Genomic DNA, 26,993 nt, shown 5'->3' with positions numbered 1-26,993 from the left:
ATTACATAATTTTGGACACAGCGTTCGAAAGTTATTTTAAGATAGTGAATGAATCACTTGATTATCTAGGTTGGGGGTAATATTCAAATGTTTCAAAATAATATGAAACAACGAATGAATTGGGAAGATTTTTACGGTCCGAACCTCGGCTATGCGCTGGAGCTTTACGATCAGTACACCCAGGATCCGAACAGCATTGATCCGGATCTGAAGGACATGTTCGACGAACTAGGAGCTCCTCCAAGCGATATAAAAGAGGCATCGGGAACAAAAGAAAAGGGACGTGTTACAGCCGATCTGATACAAAAGATCGCATCAGCAATCAGACTTGCAGAAGATATACGAACCTATGGCCATTTGAACGCTTCCGTCAATCCGCTCAGAAAGGATGGGAAAAAGAGCGAGCTCTTTCCACTATCCGATTACGGGCTAACAGAAGAGGAAATAAAAGAAATACCTGCGTCGGTCATTTGTAAAGACGCTCCTAAAAACATTACGAACGGTTTAGAAGCCATTCAGTATTTACGAAATACGTATAAAAGAACCATCTCATTTGAATTTGATCATGTACACGACTTTAAAGAGCGCGAGTGGCTGACTCAAAAGATTGAATCCGGTGAATTGTTCCAAAAGAACTCAGCCGAAAAGCTGTCAGCTGTGCTGGAGAGACTGACGGAAGTAGAGGGATTCGAGCAATTTTTACACCGGACCTTCGTCGGGCAGAAGCGTTTTTCAATTGAGGGTCTGGACGCTCTTGTTCCAGTGCTTGATGACATTATCGCACAATCTGTCAAATCAGGTACAACGAGCGTTAACATCGGTATGGCGCACAGGGGCCGCCTGAATGTGCTGGCACATGTGCTGGGCAAACCGTATGAAATCATATTCTCAGAGTTCCAGCACGCGCCGAACAAAGATTTAGTCCCGTCTGAAGGATCAATCGGCATCAGCTACGGATGGACGGGGGATGTCAAGTATCACTTGGGAGCGAACCGCGAGCTTCAAGACGCTGAAACGAAGTCGGCGCGTATTACGCTGGCGAATAACCCGAGCCACTTGGAATTTATCAACCCGATCGTTGAAGGCAGCACAAGAGCGGCGCAGGAAACAAGAACACAAAGCGGATACCCGGTTCAGGATGAAACAAAATCACTTGCGATTTTAATTCATGGAGACGCTGCATTCCCTGGGGAAGGAATTGTCGCTGAAACATTGAATTTAAGCTCTTTAAAAGGGTATCAAGTAGGCGGTGCGATTCATATTATCGCCAATAACATGATCGGATTCACAACAGAAAGCGCTGAATCAAGATCAACAAACTATGCCAGTGACCTGGCGAAGGGCTATGAAATACCGATTGTTCACGTAAATGCGGACGATCCTGAAGCCTGTCTTTCAGCTGTTAAGTTTGCGGTAGAATACCGAAAAACATTCAACAAGGACTTTCTGATTGACTTAATCGGGTACAGACGTTACGGACACAACGAAATGGATGAGCCGTCAACTACTCAGCCGATGCTGTATGATGCTGTAAGAAAGCATCCGACTGTCAAACATATTTTCGCGGAAAAGCTCATTAAAGATGGGGTGCTAACCGAGGAAGTTGTTCAAAACATTGAAAAGTCGGTAACGAAACGCATAGAAGACGCTTATCAAAAAGTGCCGGCTAAAAAGGAACCTGTCGCTTGTGAAATAGAACTTCCGGAACCTGTTTCAAACGGTTTTCCGGATGTAGACACATCTATTGATTTTGATGTGCTCCGCAAGCTGAATGGCGAATTGGTCAATTGGCCGGAGTCGTTTAATGTATTCGGTAAGCTAAAACGCATTTTAGAAAGACGGGCCAAGGCGTTTGATGATGACAGAAAAGTGGAATGGTCATTGGCTGAATCTCTCGCGTTTGCTTCCATTCTGAAAGACGGAACACCGATTCGATTAACAGGACAGGATTCTGAGCGCGGAACGTTTGCCCAAAGAAACCTTGTACTTCACGACAGTGAGACAGGCAAAGAATTTGTGCCGTTGCACCATTTGTCAGATTGTGATACATCATTTGCCGTTCATAACAGCCCGCTGTCTGAAGGATCGGTTCTCGGCTTTGAATACGGGTATAACGTGCATTCACCGGAAACACTTGTCCTGTGGGAAGCGCAGTATGGAGATTTCGCCAATGCTGCTCAAGTGTACTTTGACCAATTTATTTCTGCCGGACGCGCAAAATGGGGCCAAAAATCCGGATTAGTGATGCTGCTCCCGCACGGTTACGAGGGACAGGGCCCTGAGCATTCAAGCGGTAGAATCGAGCGGTTCCTGCAACTAGCTGCTGAGAACAACTGGACGGTTGCCAACCTGACAAGCGCCGCTCAATATTTTCATATATTAAGAAGACAGGCTAAAATGCTGCTGCGTGAGGAAATTCGTCCGCTTGTTATCATGACGCCGAAGAGCCTTCTGCGCAATCCGAATACCGTTTCTGAAGTGCAGGAGCTCAGCGAAAGCCGCTTCCAGCCTGTTTACGAACAGTCAGGACTTTCTCATGAATATGAAAAAGTGACGCGGCTCGTATTATCCAGCGGTAAAGTATCTATAGACATCAGCGATCATTTCAACAAGTTAGAAGACGGGAAAGAGTGGCTTCACATTGCGAGAATTGAACAGCTGTATCCATTCCCTGCAAAAGGAGTCAAAGAATTATTTGCAAAGCTTCCGAATCTTAAAGAAATCGTTTGGGTTCAGGAAGAGCCGCAGAACATGGGGGCATGGAGCTATATCAGCCCTTATTTGACAGAACTTGCACCAGAAGGAGTAAGCGTTCAATATATTGGACGAAGAAGACGATCCAGTCCTGCAGAGGGAGATCCGACAGTTCATAAAAAAGAACAGGAACGTATTGTATCTGATAGCTTGACTCGCAAAAACTAAGGGGGAAATGAAAAAATGGCGGAAATTAAGGTACCTGAATTAGCAGAATCAATCTCAGAAGGAACAATAGCCCAATGGTTAAAGCAGCCCGGTGATTATGTAGAACAGGGTGAATATCTGCTTGAACTTGAAACGGATAAAGTAAATGTTGAATTGACAGCAGAAGAATCGGGTGTTCTTCAAGAGGTATTGAAAGATTCGGGTGATACCGTCCAAGTTGGAGAAATTATCGGTACCATTACAGAAGGCGCGGGTGAAAGTTCTGCCCCTGCTCCTTCAGAGAAGGCTGAAAGCAAAGAAAGTGAAAAAGAAGAAAAGCAAGCTGAACCAGCGGCGCAAGAAGTGAGCCAGGAAGCGCAAACGGAAGCAAAATCAAGAACAATTGCATCTCCTTCTGCCCGAAAGCTGGCGAGAGAGAAAGGGATTGACCTGTCTCAGGTTCCAACTGGCGACCCGCTTGGAAGAGTGCGAAAACAGGATGTTGAGGCGTATGAAAAACCAGCAGCGAAACCAGCTCCTCAGCAGCAAAAACAACAGCCGCAGGCTCAAAAAACACAGCAAAGCTTTGACAAACCTGTTGAAGTGCAAAAAATGTCACGCCGCAGACAGACGATTGCTAAACGTCTAGTCGAAGTTCAGCAAACATCTGCGATGCTGACTACATTTAATGAAGTTGACATGACGGCTGTTATGAATCTCAGAAAACGTCGCAAAGACCAATTCTTTGAGCAAAATGAAGTGAAGCTGGGCTTTATGTCTTTCTTTACTAAAGCTGTTGTAGCGGCATTGAAAAAATATCCGCTCTTGAATGCAGAAATTCAAGGCGATGAGCTGATTGTTAAAAAATTCTATGATATCGGAATCGCTGTTGCAGCTGAAGAAGGACTTGTCGTTCCAGTTGTAAGGGATGCAGACCGTCTGACATTTGCAGGCATTGAAAAAGAAATCGGCGAGCTTGCGAAAAAAGCGAGAAACAATAAATTAACCCTTGGTGAGCTGCAAGGAGGCTCATTTACAATTACAAACGGAGGGACTTTCGGTTCACTCATGTCGACACCGATTTTAAACAGCCCTCAAGTTGGTATTCTGGGTATGCATAAGATTCAGCTGCGCCCTGTCGCAATTGATGAAGAACGTTTTGAAAACCGTCCGATGATGTATATTGCTTTATCTTATGATCACCGGATCGTAGATGGTAAAGAAGCAGTTGGATTCCTTGTCACTATTAAGAACTTACTAGAAGATCCTGAACAGCTTTTGTTAGAGGGATAAAACAAAAAAGGTACATCACGGCTAAACGTGATGTACCTTTTTATATAGAATAGAATGTTAAAGAGTCAGTTCTGTGCTGTTTGAATCTTCTTTTTGATTCTTACCTTTTTTAGACCAATATGTAGCGAGCAGAGAGCCTGAAAGGTTGTGCCAAACACTGAAAATCGCGCTAGGAACAGCGGATAGCGGTGAAAAATGTGCCGTAGCAAGTGCTGCGCCAAGCCCTGAGTTTTGCATGCCGACTTCAATTGCAACCGCTTTTTGAGATGCATAATCCATTTTTAACAGCTTTGCACAAAGAAACCCCAGTAAATATCCAATGCCATTATGCAGGATAACTACTGAAAAAATAAGCCATCCTGATTGAAGCAGGTTTTCCCGATTGCCGCTTACAACAGCTGATACAATCGCAACGATACCGATGACTGAAACAAGCGGCAGGACATGAACGGCTTTTGCGACCTGTTTTTTGAAAAACATTTTGACGATTAGGCCTGCAATGATTGGAAACAATACAGCCTGCAAAATCGAAATAAATAATGAGCCAGGCGAGACAGGCAGCCATTCCTTGGCAAACAGCATAATCAATACCGGCGTCAAAACAGGTGCCAACAAGGTGGAAATTGTAGTGACAGCAACAGACAGGGCCGTGTTGCCTTTTGCTAAAAATGTCATGACATTAGAGGCAGTTCCACCCGGACAGCAGCCAACAAGAATGACGCCTACCGCGATCTCCGAGGGGAGATGCAAGCCATAGGCTAAGCCGAAAGCAACAAGCGGCATAATCGTATATTGGGCAATCACTCCGATAATGACGTACAAAGGTTTTCTGATCAGCTCTTTAAAATCATCGGTTTGCAGTGTTAGCCCCATTCCAAACATGATAATGCCGAGAAAAATCGTAATATAAGAACTGATCCAAGAAAATAATAACGGGAACGAAAATCCGAGTACGGCAAAAACAATAACCTAGATGCCGAAGGTTTGTCCCGCGAATTGACTAATCTTTCTGATGTTTTCCATACAAACACTCCTCATACACTGATCAAGAACTTCAGCAGAAATTCTTACAGATTTTTCGATATTCTCCTATTATAATTAATTTTCTGAATAATTCAATATTAATAAATTGACTGTATTCTGATATATCTATGTAGATAGATGATAAATATATTATGTAAACTAATCAAAATATTCTTGACTATATAGGTAGATATTCTTACAATGAACCTTTAAACTGTTTTGAAAAATAGGAGTGATAGGGTGAAGGAAGCTAATCAATGGTCTTCGAAGCTGGGCTTTATTTTAGCAGCGGCTGGATCGGCTATCGGTCTCGGTGCGATATGGAAATTCCCATATGTCGCAGGTACCAGCGGAGGAGGCGCGTTTTTATTTATTTTCATTTTATTTACAATATTAATCGGACTGCCATTATTGCTCGGTGAATTCATCATAGGCAGAAAAACACAGCAAGATGCCGTCCAATCCTATAAATCTCTTGCTCCTGGGTCTAAATGGCATTGGATAGGCTATTTAGGCATGGCGACGTGCTTTATTCTGTTATCATTCTACAGCGTTGTCGGCGGATGGATTTTAAATTACATTTTTAAAGGCTTTACCGGCGGTTTATCGCATACATCAGGGTTTGATACGCTGTTTGCGAATACCATTTCAAATCCATATTTGGCTGTAGGAGGCCAGCTGCTGTTTATGCTGGTCACTATTTTGGTTGTCGCAAAGGGTGTAAGCAGCGGAATTGAAAAAGCAAGCCAAATTTTAATGCCAGCGCTATTTATATTATTTATTATTTTAATGGTGCGTTCAGTTACTCTTCATGGAGCGATGGAAGGCCTTACGTTTTTCCTGACACCTGATATCTCCGCTATTGACGCCAATACAATATTATATGCGATGGGCCAGTCCTTCTTCTTATTAAGTGTCGGTGTATCTGTAATGGTAACGTATAGTGCCTATCTAGAAAAACAAGAAAATCTGGTGCAGTCTGCTGTATCTGTTACGGTTTTGAATGTTCTTGTCGCCATTATGGCGGGAATCGCAATCTTTCCAGCTGTTTTTTCATTCGGCCTCAAACCGGATCAAGGACCTGTCCTGTTATTTAATGTGCTGCCGACTGTATTTAATCAAATGCCGTTTGGAATTGTCTTTTTATTAGCATTTTTAATTCTATTTTTATTTGCGGCACTGACATCCGCCTTTTCAATGCTTGAAATTTTGGTCGCTGTGCTTTCAAAAGGCGATGTGAGTAAAAGAAAACGATTTGCCTGGATCGGCGGGATGGCTATCTTTCTGGTCGGCGTACCGTCTGCGTTATCATACGGTATTTTAAGTGATATCACCATTTTTCACATGTCCATTTTTGACGCAGCTGATTTTCTGGTTAGCAATATTTTAATGCCGTTAGGAGCGTTATTGATTTCTATCTTTGTACCGTTAAAAATACCGAAAGAAGACTTGTTTAACGAGCTGAAAAGCGGCTCAAATCTCAAGCGAAAGTGGTTTGCGGTTTGGCTTCTGCTGATACGTTATCTTTCACCCGTTGCAATCATTATCGTATTTTTACATGTATTAGGTATTTTTTAAAAAATGAAGCCCCCTGGAAAAGGGGGCTTTTTTAATAGAGTTTCCATACGACTTCTTTTGCCTGTTCAAAACGTTTTTCGGCTTCACGCCAATCGACTACATTCCACCAATGATCAACATAGCTTCCGCGGTCATTTTTATATTGCAAATAGTAAGCATGTTCCCATACATCAAGCGGTAAAAGAGGGATTACATCCCACTGGCTGAAGAGCTGGTGCTTCTCTGCGGCTAAAATCTCCAGCCGCCCGGAACGAGGGGACCAGACAAGAATGGCCCACCCGACACCCTCCACTTTTTTTGCAGCTTGGGTAAAATGCTCCTTAAAGGCCGAATAGCTTCCAAATGAAAGATCGATCATTTGAAACAGTGCTCCAGTAGGACGTCTTTTTCCGTTTGGATGCATAGAAAACCAAAAAATACTGTGCAAATAATGGCCAGCTCCATGAAATGCCAGCTCTCTTTCCCAATGAGTGATCAAGTCATAGTTCTTTGAAGCTCTGGCATTCTTAAGCGCCAATTCTGCCTTATTCAGTCCGTCAACATAGCTTTGGTGATGCTTTGTATGATGAAGCACCATAATATCACGTGAAATATAAGGTTCTAAAGCAGAGTACTTGTACGGAAGCTTTGGGAGAACATGTTTTCCTATAGGAACGAAGGCACGTCTTTCACCTGTTTCTTCTGATTGTGTAATATCACGATAGAGTGTGGCGGCCTGCTGATACCACTGTTCTTCTGTCGTCTGGTCATCCTCCAGCGCTTCAATCATCCTTTCGATTTGATCCTCAAATTGATCAAGCTGTCCTCGTTTTTGAATCTGATCTTTTAAGGCTTCACACCAATTGAACATCTCGGTTTGATAAGATTCACGTTTCATTTGCTGTCTCCTTTTCAATAGAATTCAAATATTTGCCGACAGCCAGCAAAGGGAACACATAAGGATAACTGTGGTAACGAATATAAAACTGCTTTGGCAGCCCGATTCCCACTGGATAAGTCAAGCTTCTACCGTCATGAGAACTGCTGTCCATGAGGTAGTTCATTCCTTTCACAATTGCTGGATGACTGGGTTTTTCATATAGCAATAAAGCATCTAAAGCCCAGGCAGTTTGTATAATGGTTCCTTCTTTAAGCGGCACATAGGTTTTGACCTCCGCGCTTTTGCAGGATTCACCCCAGCTGCCGTCATCATTTTGTATGGTTTTGAGCCACCGGATTGCCTTTTGTATCGAAGGGTGGGTTCGAACAACTCCGCAGGCGTGCATGCCGGTTAAGGCAGCCCATGTGCCGTAAATGTAGCAAACACCCCAACGTCCGTACCAAGATCCATTATGTTCCTGATTTTCATAAAGCCAGTTCACAGCACGCTGAATGTGGTGATGTTTTACTGAAAAGCCGGCTTTTTCACCTAAAAAGTGCAGCACACGCCCGGTAAGGTCGGCGGTTGAGGGATCAACAGCCGCATCCTCGGCGGATTCAAGCGGGAGGTGGCGGATAAGAGGGTGGTTCACATTTTTTTCAAAGGCGGAAAACCCTCCATCATTGTTCTGCATCGATAAAAGCCAAGCCACGCCTCGCTCCCAAGAAAAAGGAGAGAAGCTGCGGGGAATTGCTTTTAAGACGGCTGCAGTGTCGTCACAATCAGGGTTATTCGTGTTGATATTTGAAAATCCCCAGCCGCCTGGAGATACGTTTGGATTGTTGACAGACCAATCTGCTATCTTGGTATGCTGCCGCTTTTGTAAAAAAGAAACGGCTTTTGTAATTGTACCGTCTGTTTCGGCCACGCCGTTTTGCTGCAGCGCATAAGTGATTAATGCAGTATCCCAAACAGTGGAAGTGGAATTTTCTAAATAAGGAATGCCGCCGCATTCAGTCACCAATGCTTTGATGCCATTAATGGCCCTTCGGATGACCGGTGAATGGCGTGACACACCAAGTGACAGAAGGCTGTATACCATAAATATTGTGGCGCTTGCATAACTGTACAGTGTGCCGTCTTCTTCAATTCGGTCAAGCATATATGTTTTAGCTGTGTGTAAGCCAAGCTCCTGAAGAGCAAAGGGTGCACGAAAAAGCCGCTTCCAATGAGTCAGAACAGAAGAGAGATCTCTCTCCTCGAAAGCATCAGAACGGAGCCAAGTCAAAGGGTTTTTTGTCATGTGCGGGTCGAGGTGGCGGAGAGATTGAATATTGCGGTTTTTTAGTGCGAATCGCTGATTGAGTGTGACAGCCATCGGCGCAAAGTGAATACGGGCATAGGTGCTGAACTGATAGAAATGAACCGGGAATGTTGGGGGAATTGCTAAAAGCGACAATGGTACATATAATGCGGGCCAAGGGTAAAGGCTGTTTGCTGCAAGCATCCATTTTGTCATGAAATGAATATTCCTCAAGCCGCCATGTGATGTAATAAATTGTTCAGCTTTTTTCATGTGCGGATCAGTTCGATGGTAGCATCCTGAAGCCAGCATTCCGACATAACCTTGGACGGCAGCTGTTATATTGCCGCCTGTTTCGTCAGGGAAATTGTTAAACGTTCCGTCTGGCTGCTGATTTTCGCGAATGCCGGCTGCGAGCGCCGAAATGAGTTCTTTTTCATTTTCACCTTCATCAAGTGAGGTGAGGAGCAGAATAAAAAAAGAATTCGTCATGATTGGCCCTTCAAAGCAAAATGTCCAAGAACCGTCACCATTTTGCCTATCTTTCAGCTCTGAAATCGTGTTTTGCTGATAGCGCCTCACCTTCTCCTGAAGTGTGCTCATCACGCTCAACTCCTTCAGAAAGATATATATTCATCAGCTTTTGCTGCCATTACTGAAAGAAAAAAACTGCTGGCTGGCAGCAGTTTTTTTAAAAGCTTTTAGTCTTCAAGATTAATCCATACACTCTTGACTTCTGTGTAGTTATCTAGAGCATATGAGCCCATTTCTCTTCCTAGTCCGGATTGTTTATAACCGCCGAACGGCGAAGCTGCGTCAAACACATTATAGCAGTTTACCCAGACAGTCCCGGCTTGAAGGCGATCTGCAATATAATGGGTTTGTTTTACATTCTCAGTCCATAGGCCGGCAGCAAGTCCGTATTCAGAATGGTTGGCTCGTTCAATGACTTCATCCACTGTTTCATACGGAATCGCCGTCAGGACTGGTCCAAAGATTTCTTCTTTGGCGATTGTCATATCGTCTTCAACATTCGCAAACACAGTCGGCGCGACAAAGTAGCCTTCTTCATAAGGGCAGCTTCCGCCAGTGACCGCTTTTGCTCCTTCATCTTTCCCTTTTTGAATATAAGAAAGAACGCGTTCATGCTGCTCCTTGCTCACGAGCGGGCCGATTTGGGTATCTTTATGAAGTCCGGCTCCTTGGCGGAGTGATTCAGCATAAGACACCATCTCATTGACAACTTCATCATACTGGTCTTTATGAATAAAGACGCGTGAGCCCGCACAGCAGACTTGGCCTTGGTTAAACATGACACCGTTTAAAGCGCCTGGAATGGCTTTTTTCAAATTGGCATCCGGTAGCAGGATATTAGGTGATTTTCCGCCCAGTTCCAGGGTTACACGCTTAATGCTTTTTGCCGCCGTGGCCATGATTTTCTTTCCGATTTCTGTTGATCCGGTAAAGGCAATTTTGTCAACCGCTTCATGGTTGGTAAGTGCTTCTCCAGCATCCTCACCGAATCCCGGAATGATATTGATCACACCGTCAGGGAAACCGGCTTTATCAATTAACTCAGCCAAATAAAGAGCTGAAAGCGGGGTTTGCTCAGCAGGCTTAAGCACAATTGTACAGCCGGTTGCAAGAGCCGCACCCATTTTCCACATCGCCATAAGGAGCGGGAAATTCCATGGGATGATTTGGCCGACGACGCCGACAGGCTCATGGCGTGTATAATTAAAATAGGAGCCGGAAACAGGGATTGTCTGCCCTGTTATTTTTGTGCACCAGCCGGCGTAATAGCGCATATGCTCAATAGCCAGCGGGATATCTCCATTTGTTGTTTCGTTTATTGGCTTTCCGTTATCAAGGGTTTCAAGCTGAGCAAGCTCAGTTTTATGCTCTTCCATTAAATCTGCTAGCTTATACATCAGTCTGCTTCTCGATGCTGGAGACATTGTTCTCCACTCGCCTTGATCAAAGGCTTTGCGGGCAGCTTTAACGGCTTTGTCCACATCTTCTGCCCGGGCTTCATACAGCGACATTAAGGTTTCGCCTGTCGCCGGGTTAGGCGTGTCAAAGGTTGCCCCTGAGGCACTCGGAACAAACTTCCCATCAATATAAAGCTTTTTCGTTCCCTGTAAAAATGTCTCCAGCCTTTTACTCACTTGCATCGTTAAAGAACTCATTCGTAACAAACCTCCAGTCATTTTTATGGTCTGTTCTGAGATTCTTGGTGATAGAATGGATATTGCTTCATTGAAGAGCAGAAATTAGCTGTGATCGTTACTATGGAAGTAAGCGTATACAACCATTCTATACTAGAAAACATGACAAAATCAATGAATAACCGATATTGCAATTTACAAAAGAAAAAAGCTACAATAGGCTTATAGACAAGTAAAGGAGATTTCATCATGATACATAAAAATTGGCTTGAAAAAGAAACCGTTAAAAAAGTAAAATGTGTTCAGACAAACGCAAAAAAATACATTGTAAATCGTGTATTAACACCAGGGAAAGAATATGAAGTGAAGAATGAGACAGAGGAATTTCTGTTTGTCGTCGATAATACAAATAAAATCGGCGGATACTATAAAGAATATTTTGAAGAGGTATAATCACCGAGAATCCCTGATTGAAGGAGAAACAGAAGCCTTTCATGAACGGCTCATCGGGCAGGAAGCATATGTCCCATCAATTTCAGACTCTTATAAAGATGGCACAATTGAAGATACGATGGTTATGCAAAGAACCGCAGCTAAGCTGCGGTTCTTCTTTGATTCAAAAAGGGAAAATAAAACAGATACACAAAAGAAAACGTTAAAAAACTCATTTTTCAAAAAATATTTGTGAAAAATGAAACTTTTTTCTCTATTAGTGCGTACTACATGATGACAGCAATACAAAAAACAAGAAACAAATCAAAAAAGTGAAAAATGTAATCTGTTCGTAATGGTTTAAATGTCTTCTATGTCGTATTCTTATATAGGGATAAAGGACTTATTTTATTTAATGTAATCTCGTCATAAGAAAAATAGATAAATGCAGAAAGAGGGGTTCTTCATTGGGTATTTTTTCTGTTAGCAGACCAACTGACGCAAAGAAGCTTGAAGCTTTGCTCGTTGAAGGGGAAAGAATAGAATCGATTTATAAGCTCCGGGTTGACCAAATTTGCTTTACAAATAAACGTATTATTTTCTTTGATAATAAGGTGTTTTCTAAAAAGAAAGTTCGTGTATTTCTTCCATATAAAACGATTGAAAGCTTTGCCATTCAAGAAGCGGGAATGTTTGATCCCGACACTGGACTTTTATTAATGACAAGAAGCAAAACCTTTGAATTAGAATTTGCGAAAGATACCGATTTAAGCGAAGTGCAAGCGGTATTGACGAAGTATTTATGCAACTGAATAAACTAACTGAGGCCAGCCGTCTCTAAAGAATGGTTTGGCTTTTTTTGTGCCGTAAAAATGCCTTTTTTGGTTTGTCAGTATTCAAAACTGGGAACAGAGAAAAAAAGGAGAGGATACACATGGCACTGACTAAAGAACAAACTCAGCATCTCTACCATAAATTGCTTCATATGCAAAAAGAATTGTCTGGTGAAAAAAAGAAAACACAATCAATGACTGAAGAAGTAGGAGAGCTGTCTAATGGGGTTGATAACCATATGGCTGACCACGGAACGCTTGTAACAGACCGCATGACAGACCAAACGGTAAAAGAAATAGACCGGGAGCTTTTGGAGGAAGTTAATCACGCTTTACAAAAGATAAAAGACGGAACGTACGGAATTTGTGAAAAAACAGGTCAAGTTATCCCATACGAAAGATTGGAAGCTGTTCCATACGCAAGAATGACAGTGGAAGCCCAAGCTGATGTAGAGGACGATTTGGAAACGGATGCTCCGTCATTTGAAAGGGAGTTTCACCAACAAGTTAAAGATCTATCTAATAAAGAAACAATTGATCAAAAAAGTTCTCAAACGTATGAGATTTTAGACCGCGAACAGGATTCAAATTGAAAATCGCAAGCAAGTACACCGATATAAGGTGTACTTGCTTTTTTTTATAAAAAAATCTCATATTCGAAATAAAGTGATTGACTTTGCATAAAAAAGAAAGTAACATACTATTTGTAAGTTAATATAAAAAGTTTACCGGGAGGAATACAAATGTCTACAGTTTTATTTGTAAAATCAAGTGACCGTACAGCTGAAGAAGGTGTTTCAGTTAAACTATACGAAGCATTTTTAGCTGCATATAAAGAAAACAATCCTAATGATGAAGTGATTGAATTAGATCTTCATAAAGTAAACCTTCCTTACCTTGGAAGAGATATGATTAACGGAACATTTAAAGCAGGTCAAGGTATGGAAATGACTGAGGAAGAAAAAAAACAAGCTGCAACAGCTGACAAATATCTGAACCAATTTGTAAAAGCTGATAAAGTGGTGTTCGCATTCCCGCTTTGGAACTTCACAGTGCCAGCAGTGCTTCATACTTATGTGGATTACCTGTCTCGCGCAGGCGTTACATTCAAATACACACAAGAAGGACCAGTTGGTTTAATGGGCGACAAAAAAGTTGCACTTCTTAACGCGCGCGGCGGCGTTTATTCAGAAGGACCAATGGCTTCACTAGAAATGTCCTTAAACTTCATGAAAACAGTTCTTGGTTTCTGGGGTGTTCAAGACTTGCACACAGTTGTCATTGAGGGACATAACGCAGCGCCTGATAAAGCACAAGAAATTGTTGAAAAAGGCTTGCAAGAAGCGAAAGAGCTTGCTGCTAAGTTTTAATGAATGAAGACTCCTATCCGTGAGATAGGAGTTTTTTTGCGTACATATTATATAGAAGAAAGTGATCACTTCTTGCCGCTAGAAAATGATGTTTTTTTTATTGTAATATATTTTTTGTTTGTCGAATCATTAGATATATTAGCGAAAAAACAGTTTTATGAATGAAAAAAAGTTTTTCTGAACAATTGATTTGCCCCCTTGATAAAATATGTCCAATGGTGTACTATATAAAAGAAGCTACTTTGTACGTATTGTTAATTAAGTTTTAACCTTTAAGCTGTAATAGGGAGTTTTATATCGAAGCCGGAATGTCATGCCTCCATTGCAGAGGACGACAGGAACGTTTCTGCAAACACCCACTTTGAGGAGTGGTGGTTTAAAACTTTCTTACTTGCATACGGCAAGATGTAGCGAAGGCCATTTCCTTTATGGAAATGGCTTTTTATTTTATCTGAAAAAGGATTTTTATATCGAAAATTCAATTTCCATTCGGGAAGAAATGCAGGTCTATTTTTTGTGATATGATGGGAGAAATTGAAGGAAAAGCGAGGGTTAGACGTTATGTTACATAAAGCCCAATCTCTGTTGGCGCATTATTTCGGTTATGAAAAGCTGCGCAGAGGGCAGGAGGAAGCCATCCGTTCGGTGACAGAAGCGAGACAAAACACGGTCTGCATTATGCCGACGGGCGGGGGAAAATCAATATGCTATCAAATTCCGGCACTGATGTTTGAAGGAACAACGATTGTCATTTCGCCGTTAATATCATTAATGAAGGATCAGGTTGATGCTCTTGAAGAAGCGGGAATCAAAGCCGCTTACATCAACAGTTCGCAAACCAATCAAGAAATATATGAAAGGCTGAACGGCCTGAAAGAAGGGGCCTATAAGCTTTTTTACATTACACCAGAGCGGTTAACCTCAACAGAATTTATACGTATTTTGCAAAGCATCGACGTTCCTTTAGTAGCAATAGATGAAGCGCACTGTATTTCTCAATGGGGCCACGATTTCAGGCCAAGCTACAGAAACATTGAAATTCTGTTTCACGAGTTAAATGACAAACCTGTCATCATGGCATTAACGGCAACAGCAACACCTGAGGTGCATGATGATATATGCCGTCAGCTGCATATTCAAAAAGAAAACACGGTGTATACCGGTTTCTCCCGTGACAACCTGACTTTGAAAGTCGCAAAAGGGGAAAATAAAGATCGTTTTATTGATGAGTATGTAAAAAGAAACAAACATGAAGCAGGAATCGTCTATACCGCGACAAGAAAAGAAGCAGATCGGATTTATGAGCGGTTAAAACGAAATCAAATTAGCGCAGGGCGGTATCACGGGGGCTTACAGGACGAAGTCAGAAAAGAACAGCAGGAAAGGTTTCTGAACGATGAGCTGCAGGTCATGGTTGCCACATCTGCTTTCGGGATGGGCATCGATAAATCAAATATCAGGTTTGTTCTTCATGCACAGATACCGAAAGATATGGAAAGCTACTATCAGGAGGCGGGACGAGCTGGACGGGATGGCCTCGACAGTGAATGTGTGCTTTTATTTTCTCCGCAAGATATTATGGTGCAGCGCTTTTTAATCGAGCAATCGGAAAATGAAGAAAAGCAAAAGCAGGACTTGAAAAAACTGCGACAAATGGTTGACTACTGCCATACGGAAGATTGTCTGCAGCGATTTATTCTGATGTATTTCGGAGAAAAGGAACCTGACGCCTGCGGACAGTGCGGAAACTGTACAGATAAAAGAACAGCCCATGACGTGACGAGAGAAGCGCAAATGGTCTTATCGTGTATCATTCGTATGAATGAACGTTTTGGGAAGACGATGGTTGCCCAGGTGCTCGCTGGATCAAAAAATAAAAAAGTGCTCGAAAACGGCTTTAGCAGCCTTTCAACATACGGAATATTAAAGCACCGATCAGTTAGTGAAATCAGCGACTTTATTGAATTTCTGATTGCTGACGACTTTATTAGGATGTCAGATGGAACATTTCCGACTCTATTTGTTAGCGGCAAAGGGAGAAATGTGCTGAGAAGCGAATTGGCAGTAGCGAGAAAAGAAGCATTAAAAGCAGAAGCAATTACGGAAAATGACGAGCTGTTTGAACGGCTGCGCACCTTACGCAAGCAAATTGCAGCAGAGCAGGGCGTTCCGCCTTTTGTCGTTTTTTCTGATCAGACGCTGAAAGATATGTCAGGAAAACAGCCTGTAAATGATGAAGAACTTTTGTCTATAAAAGGAGTCGGAGAACAAAAAAGAGCAAAATATGGCCGGCTTTTTTTAGAAGAAATACAAGCTTATGTACAGGTGACAGCCCCGAAAAAAGCATAAATCAACCTTTTTTTCTTTGAAAAACACATTTTCTTTTCTTTTTTTTGACTCAAACTTAAAAGACTTGAAAAGCCTATTATATCAAGGGTTCAGTAAGACTTTCCAACAGAGAGAAATCCTTCATGTAAAGGAACTGTAATCTAAATCATATCTTTTTGTTATTGATTTGACATTTACATGTGTTACGATATCACCTGTTAGCCGCCAATAAAAAGCTAACAAGGGAGGATTTACTTATGAAGAAGACGATTATGTCCTTTGTAGCAGTTGCAGCACTTTCAACAACTGCATTCGGAGCTCACGCTTCTGCAAAAGAAATCACGGTGCAAAAGGGTGATACGCTCTGGGGGATCTCTCAGAAAAACGGAGTGAACCTGAAGGACCTAAAAGAATGGAACAAGTTAACTTCTGATACAATCATTACGGGAGAAAAACTGACCATTTCTTCAGAAGAAACAACCACATCTGGGCAATATACAATTAAAGCGGGAGATACGCTTTCTAAGATTGCTCAAAAATTCGGTACGACAGTTAACAACCTGAAAGGTTGGAATAACTTAAGCTCTGACATGATCTATGCTGGATCTACACTTTCAGTAAAAGGTCAGGCAACAGCAGCAAACACAGTGACTGAGAATGCGCAAACAAGCGCACCTCAAACTGAAACAAAACAAGAGGCTGTGCAAAAAGAGCAACCTAAACAAGAAGCTGTTCAACAGCAACCTAAACAAGAAACAAAGGCTGCAGCAGACACTTCTGTTAAAACAGAAGAAAAGGCTGTTGAATCTAATACAAATCAACAAGAAGCGACAAAAGAACTAACAGTTACTGCTACTGCTTACTCTGCTAACGACGGCGGCATTTCCGGCGTTACAGCAACAGGCATTGACTTAAACAAGAACCCGAATGCTAAAGTTATTGCGGTTGATCCAAACGTGATTCCGCTAGGTTCTAAAGTCTATGTTGAAGGTTATGGAGAAGCAACAGCAGCAGACACTGGCGGCGCAATAAAAGGAAATAAAATTGACGTATTTGTACCAAACAAAAGTGATGCACATAATTGGGGCGTCAGAACAGTAAGTGTAAAAGTGTTAAATTAATAGAATAGATGAAGATAAAGGACATGTAGCTCTAAGCTCGTGTCCTTTTTTTGTTTTTAGAGACGTAAAACATAATATGCCGATAAAAAAATTGTGCTCCTTCTGCAATGATAAATAGAAGGTAAACGGCCCCTATCATCTTTATCTTTGCAGAAGGAGCTGCTGGCTTTTGCTTTGAAGATTGTATCGTTTCTTATCATGAATACCTGCATATTTTTATGGCGAAGGACAAGGGGCTCAGCTTGCATCCTCTAACCGTTATTCCTTAGGGGGAGAAGCCTTACTGCTTTATTATTGGAAGCTCGCTTTTATTAACGAATGTATCAACCGAGCAGATGGTGGGGTTAAATGGACAAAGCTAAGCTACGCGACCTCTATGACAGAATGTCTTCGGAAGCTTGTGCGCCGCTGGCGTTAATTTCTCTGGCATTTGTCTTTTGGCCAGGTTACTTAAAATCAAGAATCATGACGATACCTGATTTTTTTGGAGCAGCGATTTGATTAAAGAACAACAGATCGTTTCTGAGCTTTTGATCATAGGTTACACTGTATCATTCCTGCCGAAGTGCTGTATTCAGGGGATCTTGTTTTTGGCATCAGCACGTTCATTGCGGTTTAAAGTGAAAAAACTGTTTTTAAATGAGAAGGCTGCTAAAGGAAAGATCCCTTAAATCAGATAATCACACATCTAAATACGTATAGCCATGGACATGAGCCGTTTCCTAGACTTGGGAAAACGGCTTATTTTGTGATTTGGTGGACGAGGAAATGGAAGAGGGCTTTGTCTGCGCTGTTCTCCCAAAACAATGAAATATCTTGCCTGTCTTCCTAACATACTAACTGTTCATATAGGAAATCGTGGTTGACGGTATTCGTGATCAGTTCAGCTTCCGTGTCATTAGGTTTAATGTCTGATGCAGGTTACGGAATAATGTTTGGTGATGTTGATGCGAGGATACGCAAATGTTGTACTGGTTCGCTGTTGGAGTTTTACACCTATCGTGCCGAGAGATATGGTTTTATGTCTTCTGAAGACATGGAGACAGACGTACGGAGTCTAAAGCTGAAGGAATGAGCTGGCACCAATGAGGTGTGTTCATATGGCTTACAAAATTTAAAATGAATCTTCCCTTATAAATACATTAGAACGCGCTGGGAAGAGAAAATTTATTGCTGCACAAGGCGGGTGCCACATGGACCAACTTAAACAGATAGATTGACGGCTCTCATGAAAAGGCAGAATTTAATAAGAAAATAGATTCTGAAACCGGACCTGACTCTGTGTAAGTGAAAATTCAGGATTAAGCACAGCAGACTGGCAACTGTAAGGACAATACAAAAAATCACTATTCTCATGCTTCTTTAGAGAATAGTGATTTTGAAACTTCTACCTAGATTACTTGATTTGAATTGCCGAAGCCTTGTTGTCCCAATCTGAAGCCATATTGGCAGTTTTGCCTTACCAATCAGAATGTCTAAATTGTTGAAGTGTGCTCACAGAGCGTCGTTGAATAGCTTGAGATAGGCGAAGCCATACTTAAGGAGGAAATTCTGTTATTCCAGGTGGAAGGCTAGTTTTTTAACCCGTCTCTCCAATAAATATACAGCGCGGGGGCGGCAGATTAACAAAAGAGGATCTTGGACATATGTCAAGATCCTCTTTTACTTAAACCAGCCTTTTTCCTTTGAACGCGTAATGGCTTCTATTCGGTTTTTCACTTCAAGCTTTTCTAGAATCATGGAGATATAATTTCGCACCGTTCCGCTTTTAATGCTGAGTTCTTGGGCGATTTCTTTTGTGTTTTTTCCGTCAGCCACAAGTTCGAGCACTTCTTTTTCTCTATCTGTGAGAGGGTTGGCCTCGCTATACATATCCTCCATCAGCTCAGGTGCGTAGATACGCTTTCCATTCATGACGCTTCGGATGGCGCTCGCGAGCTCTTCGCTAGGACTGTCCTTTAACAAATAGCCTTTAACGCCGGCTTTAATGGCTCTCTGAAAGTAGCCGGGGCGGGCAAAAGTGGTTAAGATAATAATTTTGCAACCTGTATCCTTTAATTCCTCAGCTGCTTCAAGTCCTGTCTTTCCGGGCATTTCAATGTCCATAATGCATACATCGGGCTGGTGTTTTTTTGCAAACTCGACAGCATCCTGTCCGGTTGTTCCTTTGCCGACGACTTTCATATCGTCTTCTAAGTTTAATAGTGATCCTAAAGCGCCCAGCAGCATCTGCTGATCTTCTGCAATAAATATATTAATCATGTAAGCCATCCTTTTTGTTTATTTTGAGTTATTAGGAATTTTCATGGTAAGCTTGGTCCCATTTTTGGTGTTGATGTGAAGGCTCCCGTTTGCAAATTCAAGACGCTCTCTCATACCGAGTAAGCCATGTCCCTTTGAAAAGCACGTTTCTCCTCCTTGAAATGTTCCATCATCTGACACTGTAATAACAACTTCCTTCCAGAGCTCCTGGATATCAACCCGGCATGTTTTAGCCTGACTGTGTTTGACAACATTTGTGACAGCTTCCTTTAAGCACATGCTCAAAATGTTTTCATTAAGCAATGAGATATTTTCGGGCATTTTCTCATCTTCGTAGATAAATGTAATGTCAGCAGCTTCGAGAATTTGTTTGATGTTTATGATTTCATCCTTGAGCCGGATGCCTTTCATAGAGGATACGATTTTTCTTACTTCATTTAAAGAAGTTCTCGCTGTTTGCTGAACGCTTTTCAGCTCACGCGCTGCTTGTTCGGGATCTTTGTATATTAATTTTCTCGCCAAGTCGCTTTTTAAACCGATAAGTGAAAGCTTTTGACCAAGCGTATCGTGGAGATCGCGGGCAATCCGCTGCCTTTCTTCTAATTTTACCAAATCGGCAATCCGTTCATTTGCAAATTCGAGTTTTTCTTCCAGCTGTTCGCGCTCCTTGCGGCTTTTGATACTGAATGGCAATAAAATCGCACTGATGAGGGTGATGACGACAAAAGGAATTTGTGTCAGAAAGAATTCCTTTTTTAACACAAGACTGAAATTCGCTGCGACAGCTGCGCTTATTAAATGTACGTAATATAAAATGTGGAAAGGGACGCGTTCTTTTATGTTTCCGATAAAATACGCGATAAAAAAAGCAAAATAAATATAGCTGAACAGCGTAATGGAGGCGGTTGAAATGCCGATTAACAGAAACGCCCACAAATAAATGGCCCAGCCTTTTGAGACAAAAGCAAATCGATAAACCGAAAAAAATAAAAGCGTCAAAATAATTCCGACGATAATAACAAATGTAGAAGATGATTTAAATATAAAGTAGAACGGCAGGATGAAAAATATCGTCCATATATAAGGCGTGATTCCGCTTAGTTTTTGAAATGTAAAATGCTTTTTGATCATGATATAACCTCATTTTCAGCTTTTCATCTTAAATGTAACTTTACCATTGTAAAAGCCAGATTGCACCACCGAACAATAAAAAGGAAGTCTTCTTGTTGTATAAGAAGACCTCCTAATTGTCAGGCGTTCTCCCGCAGCTTCTGTTTTTCTGTTGAATCAGGCGGAAGGCGGAAAGATATTTGTTTTATACCCCGAAATGATACAAATTGTTTTTTGTCTTCATCCCAAAGGCGGAAGGCGAGTGATTGCAGGCTTGTTTTTAAGGTAATTGTCGGTACGTTTTTTAATGGTTCGTGATGTTCATGAGCAACTTCAAGCTTGTAGTTGGGCACCTTTGGGCTCAAATGGTGAACGTGGTGGTAACCGATGTTGCCTGTCAGCCATTGAAGGAGTTTCGGGAGTTTATAAAATGAACTGCCCTCCACAGCGGCCTGAACGTAGCTCCAGTTTTCATCTGCTTCAAAATAAGAATCTTCAAATGTATGCTGTACATAAAACAGCCACACGCCGATTGAACCTGAGATCAGAAAGATAGGGCCTTGCACGAGCAAAAACGATTGCCAGCCAAAGATGAGACAGCAAACAGTAGCCAATGACACAATTGCCAGGTTTGTAAGGTACGTGTTCACGCGCTCCTTACGTCTTGCGCCTTTTTTGTTAAAACGGTTGGTGATCAGAAAAACATAAATTGGTCCGAGAATAAACATGATAAACGGATTTCTATAAAGTCTGTATGCAAGTTTTGTGCGTCTAGATGCGGCTATATATTCGTTTACCGTTAACAGCCAGATGTCACCTGTTCCGCGTTTATCCAGATTGCTGCTGGTCGCGTGATGAATCGAATGGCTGTGCTGCCATTGAAGGTAAGGGAACAAAGTCAGAACACCTGTCAGAAAGCCGAGAATATGGTTATAGCGCTTTTGTTTGAAAAATGATTGATGGCAGCAGTCATGAAAGATAATGAAAATTCTTGTCAAAAACCCTGAGGCAACCACTGTTAATGCTAAAGTAAGAAGATAGGAGACATTGAGGCTGAAATAAGCAAGAAACCAAAGTCCGAAGAAAGGGATAAACGTGTTTAAAAGCTGAATCAGACTGTTTTTTGTTTCGGGCTGAGCAAAAGCAGCGACTTGCTTTGTCAGCAGTTTTTGTTTGTGTTTAAGGGTTGGTTCAGTCATAGTAAAGGATCCTCTCATTGTGTGTCTCGCTTAAGTATACGAAAGAGAAGGATGTCTTTGTAGTAGCACACATCATACATCATATATGACATTTGTCATGTGGATAGAGATGGCGTGCAGATGTGAAAACAGCTTGTAAAAGATTTTACAAGCTGTTTAATGTTTGTCAATCCATATTCGTGATGTACCCGAAACAGCTTCAAGCCTGCATGTTCCCCCAATAGGGAACGTGGCAATTGGAGAGGTGTGCCCGGCATTTATGTTTGCGACGACGGGGAGGCCGGATAATTCTTTTTTTGTACCAATTATCGCTTTTACGTGATCTATTGATACGTTTGATGCTTTTTGAAACCTGCCGATCAATATCCCCTTTACATTTGAAAAAGAAGGGAGGTGGATGAGCGATTGTAAATCGCGGTCAAACATGTTTGCGTCTGACATATAATCATCTTCAATCAGTAAAATTGTATTTTCTGTTTCAGGAAAATACTCCGTTCCCTGCAGCAAATTAAGTGTACACAGGTTGCCGCCAATCAATGTGCCTTCAGCATAGCCATCCTGGATCACAATAGGACCGGAATGAGGGTGAAAGTGCCTGTTTTCTTGATCTAAAAACCATTGATCATCGCTCCACTCTTGTGATGGCAGAATTTCAAAGGCTTCATCCGAAGCGCAGCAAGCCAGAAAATAATCTTTTATATATTCCAATCCTTTTTTCATTGCAAATGTAGAAAAGTGGGGGCCTGAATATGTAACGAGACCGGTTTTTTGATAAATGGCATTAGCGAGAGCCGTAATATCGGAATAGCCGCAAAATATTTTTGGATTCTGTTTGATTTTCTCGTAATCAAGATAACGCAGCAGCTGATTGCTGTTGAATCCGCCAAGTGTCGTTAAAATAGCTTTGACGTCGGGATCGAAAAAGGCGCTGTGCAGATCACTTACTCTTGATTCAATAGAGGATGACTGGAATTCTTTTAATTCTTCTGCGTGTTCAGCAATGGTCACCCGAAAACCCAATTGTTCTAATGTCGTTTTTGCGTGCAACTTTGCTTCATTTGTTAATATGGACATGCTGGTGGCGGGAGACACGATTCGAATTTCGTCTCCCGGTTTCAGTTTGGGTGCAAACACTTCAGGTCCTCCTAAGCGGTTTTACACCATTACAGCATATTTCGGCACATTCTTCCAGATTTTTTTAAAAATCTGTCCATTTAATGCTTCCTGATTGTGTATCGTAGTCAATACATACTTCAAATTGATGTTTTTCATAAAAATGAATGAGTCTGTCCACATGATTCCAATCCCGTTTGGCTATGTCGCCGGTAACTTTCGGGATATTGCAGTCTCTGGCAATATCCTTTAAATATTTCATACAAATAGAACCAAAACCGTAATTCGGAGGTCCTTTAATATCTCCAATATGAATGGCATCGTCCTGATAGGATGCTACAAGTGAAAAGCAGCTTTCCCCTCTATAAGCTGTTTCACAATCCGTGAGCATTATTTTGCATGTTTGGCCATCATCAATCGAGGAAACAATCATCCAATCTTCATCTTTCGATTGATCAATACCAAGCACTCTGGCATCTTTCGATAGATCCTTTATATTTTCCTGCATGCGATAAAGTTGAAATTCTAAATGATTCAGCTCTTCTTCAAGCTCTTGGCGGTTTTTTTCCTTAATGGTAATCAAAATCAAACCCCTTTCAAAAATAGTTAGAAACACAGTAACCAATTGTAGTAGATAGAAGAGGCGTTTGTAAATGATAAATCCATAATTGCTAGAATTTAGCGCAAGTAAGGTTTAGTCGGTTTTAAGAGAGGAAAAAGAAAAATAACCCGTTGCAAAAGGAGGAAGATGAATGCCGATTGATTCATTGATTAAGAAATTGCGTTATGTCCAATTGGAACCCCCTGACAAAATTCTTTCGTTATATCTCAACACAGATATGAGGGATCCAGAGCAACAGGGGGGAGAATGGAAAATTACCCTTAAGTCAGGGTTCGGGAGATTAAAAGAATATCTGGCAGCAAGTGACCCGGAGGAAGAAAAGTGTCTGAATGCAATCAGTGACAAAATCTATCAGCACCTTAACGGAATAGGAAAAAATATGCCGCGCAGCCTTGTATTTTTTGTTTCAAATAGCGGGATATGGGAAGCGATCACGCTTCAGATTCCTGTTGAAACAACATTTTTCTGGGAGGAGACAGCTGTACTTGACCAGCTGGAAAATTTGCGCAAAACGTATCCAAGTACAGCTTTTATTTTAACGCAGCAAAATGAAGTGAAAATTATAGAAACCGTTCTAGGCAAAATTGAAGCGGTCGAACATTATGAATATGACGCAATCAATGAGTCTTGGGAGAGCAGCCAGTCTTCTAAAACCAAATCGGCATCATTAGAAGAGGAACACCTGAAGAATCATGTAACGGAGAATCAAACGAGACTGTACAAGCGGCTGGCGGCCAATCTCGACCAGAAAGCCGCGGCAAAAAAATGGGAGCGAATGATCATTGCCGGTGATAAAAAAAAAGCTGACATCCTAGATCAGCATATGAACAAACCCATTCATTCGAAAATCCAAAAGAATTTGCTGAATGAAAATGAACATAAGGTCGTTGATCATTTACTGCAAGAGGCATAAACCAAAAGGCTGGTGCTTTTTAAGCATCGGCCTTCTGAAGTGTGTCTAATTTCTGACGAAGCCATCGAAAACGTTGACATCTCCGTTGAATTTGCATACGATTTGGATAGCCAGTACAAATTAGGAGAGGTCACCAAATGAATCAAACAGAAAATAAACCGAAAAATTATACTGGAATTGTCCTTACGCTGACAGTTCTGATTAACGGTTTGATCGCAGTGCTGTTTTTTATGCCTAAATTAGATCAGTTCAGCCATGCGAATATTCACATTTTGCCAATGCTGAATGCGATATTCAACAGCTTTACGTTTATCTTCTTGTTGGCGGCATTGATTATGATTAAACAAAAAAACATTAAGGCGCATAAACGCTTTATTTTAGCTGCTTTTACGACAACATTATTGTTTTTGATTTGCTATGTCACATACCATTCGATTGCGGAGAATACGCTGTATGGCGGAGAAGGTATTATGCGTCCGATTTATTTCTTTATATTAATTACGCATATCTGCCTTTCTGCAATCATCGTGCCACTTGCGCTGTTTACGCTGATCAGAGGCTTCAGCATGCAGGTGGAGCGCCATAAAAAAATCGCCAGATGGACAATGCCGCTGTGGCTGTATGTCAGCCTTACAGGTGTTATTGTTTATTTGATGATATCACCGTATTATTAAAAGCCATACTCAGTATGGCTTTTTTGAGGTTTGTAAACATGACAAAAGCCCAAATATCGTTTTGGGCTTTGTCAGTAAATTAACAGGCTCCTTTAATGAGCCGTTGATTCCATGGTTTCAAGTGTTGCAACTTGTAAAGATTTTTCAACCGTTTTCGTTTTTTCTTTTACTTTTTCCGCGTACGTGTAATCACCGTAGCAATACGGATAACGGAAATTGTTTTCATTTCCTCCGCAAGTATAGAGCCCGGGATTTTTTTCGACTTGCTGCTCGGAGTATTGTTTTGCCAATTCCTCAGTATGCGTTCCTCCATGTTCAGCTACAAAATCAATATAACCTGCCCCCATGTTGTAGCTTTGAATAATCGTGTCCAAATCCACACCTTTTTCTTTACCGGTTTTGTACATGAGGGTAAATTGCTTGATGCCTTGTTTAATACTGAGTTGAGGGTCTGTTATCTCATTACGCTTTAACCCCAGAGATTCAGAGGACTGCATCGGATCATTGCCTTTTCCTTTTGACTCCTGATACATCATGCCGAGTATCAGCGATGTGTAATTGGAGAGTCCCCGGTTTTCAAGCTCGTCCTCAACCAGCGGTTTATAATCAGTTAAACGTTCGAGGACAATGGTTTTCGTGTCAATCGGAAGTTTTTTGATTAAATCGCGGTTGAACAAAAGCAGGACCAATAAAAAAGAGGCCATGACAAAGACAGAAATCATCATAAAACCCGCAGCAGCGAAACAGCCTTTTCTCTTTTTCTTCACTGTGTTTCACCCTCAATGTTTGCAGCAGTATGACTTTTTTATTATGACATAGAACGTATACCAGACCAAGTAAAAACCTGATTTGAAACATAAATTTAAACTGTGAGGTTGAATTGAAACAAGAAGAGACAGGTTTGCATGAAAGGTCATTTGTTATAAGATAAAACTATGAAATAAGAAAGGTGAGACACATGACTGAATTTCGAGAAGCGGACCGTGCAAATGAAACGGTGACCGATTTGGACGAAGAAACTTTATTCCTAGTCGCACAAACCTTCAAAGCGCTTTCTGATCCTACCAGAATCAGGATTCTCCATTTGCTTTCTCAGGGTGAACATGCTGTGAACGGGATCGCTGAGAAACTGAATTTACTGCAATCAACAGTATCCCATCAGCTCAGGTTTTTAAAAAATCTCCGGCTCGTGAAATCGCGCAGAGAAGGTACATCAATCTACTATTCTCCCGAGGATGAGCATGTTTTAGATGTGCTTCAGCAAATGATCCACCATACAAGACACGATTAAAAAAGACATCCTTGCTGCCGCATGTCGCGATTAAGCAAGGATGTCTTTTTCTTTACTGTGCCCATTTTGCTCCAGCCCGTTTCTGCTGATTTTGATGACAATAGAGGAAAAACCGATATAATAGACGGCGATCAGAAAACAGACGCCAATCGTGAAAGGATCAGTTCCGATAGACTGGCTGTAAGATCCCAGGCTGTGTAAATCAGGCGCGGCAAGGTAAAGCTCTGTTACACGATAAAGAAATCTCGATAGAAATAGGGTTAGCAGAATAAGCTCCACCCAAATATGAGTCCGAAAATAAATTTTTCCTCTGCGTTTTTCAAAGGAGAGATTTTTCCTGGCGAAAAAAACCAGCAGACATCCGCCGATAATGCCGATAATGAAATATCCGTACAAAAATGGATGAATGAGGCTGAAAATGGTGAGACCGAATGCAAACATTGAAAAAAGAACCAAACGAGTAAAAAGCCAGCGAGGCTTCAGCGGCTGATATCCGATGGAGCGCTTGATTTTTTTATACAGAAAAAAGACGATAATCATGACAGGATAAACGCTTTGAAGTGTAAGATGCATGATGTGAATCCCCTCCGTTGAGAAGTG

The 26,993-nt window shown here is 41.5% G+C and carries 26 protein-coding genes, 1 other RNA gene and 1 pseudogene; 16 read left to right on the top strand and 12 right to left on the bottom strand.

The genetic code is table 11. From position 1 onward, the window contains the following. The first annotated feature begins 87 nt into the window (after positions 1-87). Positions 88-2,922 (top strand): 2-oxoglutarate dehydrogenase E1 component, encoded by a 2,835-nt coding sequence (gene sucA / locus NSU16_RS10400; protein WP_168748050.1) that lies wholly within the window; start codon positions 88-90, stop codon positions 2,920-2,922. A gap of 15 nt (positions 2,923-2,937) precedes the next feature. Next, positions 2,938-4,194: a 2-oxoglutarate dehydrogenase complex dihydrolipoyllysine-residue succinyltransferase gene (odhB, locus tag NSU16_RS10395; protein WP_010334582.1), complete on the top strand. Its 1,257-nt coding sequence runs from the start codon at positions 2,938-2,940 to the stop codon at positions 4,192-4,194. A gap of 57 nt (positions 4,195-4,251) precedes the next feature. Here the strand turns inward: odhB and NSU16_RS10390 are convergent, their stop codons facing one another. Beyond that, on the bottom strand, positions 4,252-5,160 hold the full coding sequence (locus tag NSU16_RS10390; protein ID WP_339192677.1) for a bile acid:sodium symporter family protein: 909 nt from the start codon (positions 5,158-5,160) through the stop codon (positions 4,252-4,254). 297 nt (positions 5,161-5,457) lie between these two features. On the opposite strand from NSU16_RS10390, the gene NSU16_RS10385 reads away from it, so the two are divergent. Then, a complete protein-coding gene (locus tag NSU16_RS10385) occupies positions 5,458-6,795 on the top strand; it encodes a sodium-dependent transporter (RefSeq protein WP_010334580.1) in 1,338 nt (445 codons plus the stop codon). Between the two features lie 31 nt (positions 6,796-6,826). On the opposite strand, the gene NSU16_RS10380 is transcribed toward NSU16_RS10385, so the two are convergent. From NSU16_RS10380 to dhaS, 3 genes are all read right to left on the bottom strand, one after another. Then, positions 6,827-7,672 carry a superoxide dismutase gene (locus NSU16_RS10380; protein WP_268446045.1) on the bottom strand — a complete coding sequence of 282 codons (846 nt, stop codon included), beginning with the start codon at positions 7,670-7,672 and terminating at the stop codon, positions 6,827-6,829. Next, positions 7,662-9,560 (bottom strand): prenyltransferase/squalene oxidase repeat-containing protein, encoded by a 1,899-nt coding sequence (locus NSU16_RS10375; protein WP_326217554.1) that lies wholly within the window; start codon positions 9,558-9,560, stop codon positions 7,662-7,664. Before NSU16_RS10375 ends, NSU16_RS10380 begins: the two co-directional genes overlap by 11 nt. A gap of 98 nt (positions 9,561-9,658) precedes the next feature. Further along, positions 9,659-11,146, bottom strand: a complete 1,488-nt coding sequence (dhaS, locus tag NSU16_RS10370) for an aldehyde dehydrogenase DhaS (protein ID WP_339190746.1) — start codon at positions 11,144-11,146, stop codon at positions 9,659-9,661. 228 nt (positions 11,147-11,374) lie between these two features. Between dhaS and NSU16_RS10365 the strand changes: the two genes are divergently transcribed. The 10 genes from NSU16_RS10365 to NSU16_RS10320 all read left to right on the top strand — a co-directional run bounded on the left by NSU16_RS10365 (position 11,375) and on the right by NSU16_RS10320 (position 17,880). Continuing rightward, positions 11,375-11,578, top strand: a complete 204-nt coding sequence (locus NSU16_RS10365) for a DUF6501 family protein (protein WP_010334577.1) — start codon at positions 11,375-11,377, stop codon at positions 11,576-11,578. 446 nt (positions 11,579-12,024) lie between these two features. Next, a complete protein-coding gene (locus NSU16_RS10360) occupies positions 12,025-12,369 on the top strand; it encodes a PH domain-containing protein (protein ID WP_010334575.1) in 345 nt (114 codons plus the stop codon). A gap of 122 nt (positions 12,370-12,491) precedes the next feature. Further along, positions 12,492-12,983 (top strand): TraR/DksA family transcriptional regulator, encoded by a 492-nt coding sequence (locus NSU16_RS10355; protein WP_339190743.1) that lies wholly within the window; start codon positions 12,492-12,494, stop codon positions 12,981-12,983. 150 nt (positions 12,984-13,133) lie between these two features. Beyond that, the gene (gene azoJ / locus NSU16_RS10350; RefSeq protein ID WP_339190742.1) at positions 13,134-13,760 is read left to right on the top strand and encodes an FMN-dependent NADH-azoreductase AzoJ; all 627 of its coding nucleotides are present in this window, start codon (positions 13,134-13,136) and stop codon (positions 13,758-13,760) included. Positions 13,761-13,763: 3 nt separating this feature from the next. Further along, positions 13,764-13,925 (top strand): hypothetical protein, encoded by a 162-nt coding sequence (locus tag NSU16_RS10345; protein WP_339190740.1) that lies wholly within the window; start codon positions 13,764-13,766, stop codon positions 13,923-13,925. A 66-nt stretch (positions 13,926-13,991) separates the two neighbouring features. Next, positions 13,992-14,178, top strand: a non-coding RNA gene (gene ssrS / locus NSU16_RS10340) — 6S RNA. A 143-nt stretch (positions 14,179-14,321) separates the two neighbouring features. Next, positions 14,322-16,109, top strand: coding sequence for a DNA helicase RecQ (gene recQ / locus NSU16_RS10335; protein WP_339192676.1), 1,788 nt, complete (start codon positions 14,322-14,324; stop codon positions 16,107-16,109). 236 nt (positions 16,110-16,345) lie between these two features. After that, positions 16,346-17,209, top strand: coding sequence for a LysM peptidoglycan-binding and 3D domain-containing protein (locus NSU16_RS10330; RefSeq protein WP_010334572.1), 864 nt, complete (start codon positions 16,346-16,348; stop codon positions 17,207-17,209). Positions 17,210-17,557: 348 nt separating this feature from the next. Then, a complete protein-coding gene (locus tag NSU16_RS10325) occupies positions 17,558-17,710 on the top strand; it encodes a hypothetical protein (protein WP_229147248.1) in 153 nt (50 codons plus the stop codon). Further along, positions 17,707-17,880 (top strand): hypothetical protein, encoded by a 174-nt coding sequence (locus NSU16_RS10320; RefSeq protein ID WP_229147249.1) that lies wholly within the window; start codon positions 17,707-17,709, stop codon positions 17,878-17,880. Before NSU16_RS10325 ends, NSU16_RS10320 begins: the two co-directional genes overlap by 4 nt. 725 nt (positions 17,881-18,605) lie before the next feature. Here NSU16_RS10320 and NSU16_RS10315 read toward each other — a convergent pair. From NSU16_RS10315 to NSU16_RS10290, 6 genes and pseudogenes are all read right to left on the bottom strand, one after another. Next, positions 18,606-18,813, bottom strand: a pseudogene (locus NSU16_RS10315) (hypothetical protein); the annotation flags it as partial. A gap of 58 nt (positions 18,814-18,871) precedes the next feature. Further along, on the bottom strand, positions 18,872-19,471 hold the full coding sequence (gene desR / locus NSU16_RS10310; RefSeq protein WP_268446052.1) for a two-component system response regulator DesR: 600 nt from the start codon (positions 19,469-19,471) through the stop codon (positions 18,872-18,874). 18 nt (positions 19,472-19,489) lie between these two features. Then, positions 19,490-20,602 carry a two-component sensor histidine kinase DesK gene (desK, locus tag NSU16_RS10305; RefSeq protein WP_010334570.1) on the bottom strand — a complete coding sequence of 371 codons (1,113 nt, stop codon included), beginning with the start codon at positions 20,600-20,602 and terminating at the stop codon, positions 19,490-19,492. A gap of 119 nt (positions 20,603-20,721) precedes the next feature. Next, positions 20,722-21,780 carry a fatty acid desaturase DesE gene (gene desE / locus NSU16_RS10300; RefSeq protein ID WP_010334569.1) on the bottom strand — a complete coding sequence of 353 codons (1,059 nt, stop codon included), beginning with the start codon at positions 21,778-21,780 and terminating at the stop codon, positions 20,722-20,724. Between the two features lie 156 nt (positions 21,781-21,936). Beyond that, complete coding sequence (locus NSU16_RS10295; protein ID WP_339190736.1) at positions 21,937-22,914, bottom strand: S66 peptidase family protein; 978 nt, start codon at positions 22,912-22,914, stop codon at positions 21,937-21,939. A 64-nt stretch (positions 22,915-22,978) separates the two neighbouring features. Further along, positions 22,979-23,476 carry a hypothetical protein gene (locus tag NSU16_RS10290; RefSeq protein ID WP_010334567.1) on the bottom strand — a complete coding sequence of 166 codons (498 nt, stop codon included), beginning with the start codon at positions 23,474-23,476 and terminating at the stop codon, positions 22,979-22,981. 169 nt (positions 23,477-23,645) lie between these two features. Between NSU16_RS10290 and NSU16_RS10285 the strand changes: the two genes are divergently transcribed. Both NSU16_RS10285 and NSU16_RS10280 read left to right on the top strand, forming a co-directional pair. Further along, complete coding sequence (locus NSU16_RS10285) at positions 23,646-24,428, top strand: VLRF1 family aeRF1-type release factor (RefSeq protein WP_339190734.1); 783 nt, start codon at positions 23,646-23,648, stop codon at positions 24,426-24,428. A gap of 137 nt (positions 24,429-24,565) precedes the next feature. Then, on the top strand, positions 24,566-25,102 hold the full coding sequence (locus NSU16_RS10280; RefSeq protein WP_003231280.1) for a DUF420 domain-containing protein: 537 nt from the start codon (positions 24,566-24,568) through the stop codon (positions 25,100-25,102). 92 nt (positions 25,103-25,194) lie between these two features. Here NSU16_RS10280 and NSU16_RS10275 read toward each other — a convergent pair whose 3' ends face one another. Continuing rightward, entirely contained in the window at positions 25,195-25,869 is a 675-nt protein-coding gene (locus NSU16_RS10275) for a lysozyme family protein (RefSeq protein ID WP_024121708.1), read from the bottom strand. A gap of 191 nt (positions 25,870-26,060) precedes the next feature. Here NSU16_RS10275 and czrA point away from each other — a divergent pair, with 191 nt between their 5' ends. Further along, complete coding sequence (gene czrA / locus NSU16_RS10270; protein WP_010334564.1) at positions 26,061-26,393, top strand: Zn(II)-responsive metalloregulatory transcriptional repressor CzrA; 333 nt, start codon at positions 26,061-26,063, stop codon at positions 26,391-26,393. A gap of 30 nt (positions 26,394-26,423) precedes the next feature. On the opposite strand, the gene NSU16_RS10265 is transcribed toward czrA, so the two are convergent. Next, positions 26,424-26,966 carry a kinase gene (locus tag NSU16_RS10265; RefSeq protein WP_029441314.1) on the bottom strand — a complete coding sequence of 181 codons (543 nt, stop codon included), beginning with the start codon at positions 26,964-26,966 and terminating at the stop codon, positions 26,424-26,426. Positions 26,967-26,993: the final 27 nt, after the last annotated feature.

This window comes from Bacillus sp. FSL K6-1003 (assembly GCF_037964945.1).
In the GTDB taxonomy this organism is placed as follows: domain Bacteria; phylum Bacillota; class Bacilli; order Bacillales; family Bacillaceae; genus Bacillus; species Bacillus mojavensis.
The sequence above is the reverse complement of the archived record's forward strand: the minus strand, read 5'-3'. Positions and strand labels throughout refer to the sequence as shown.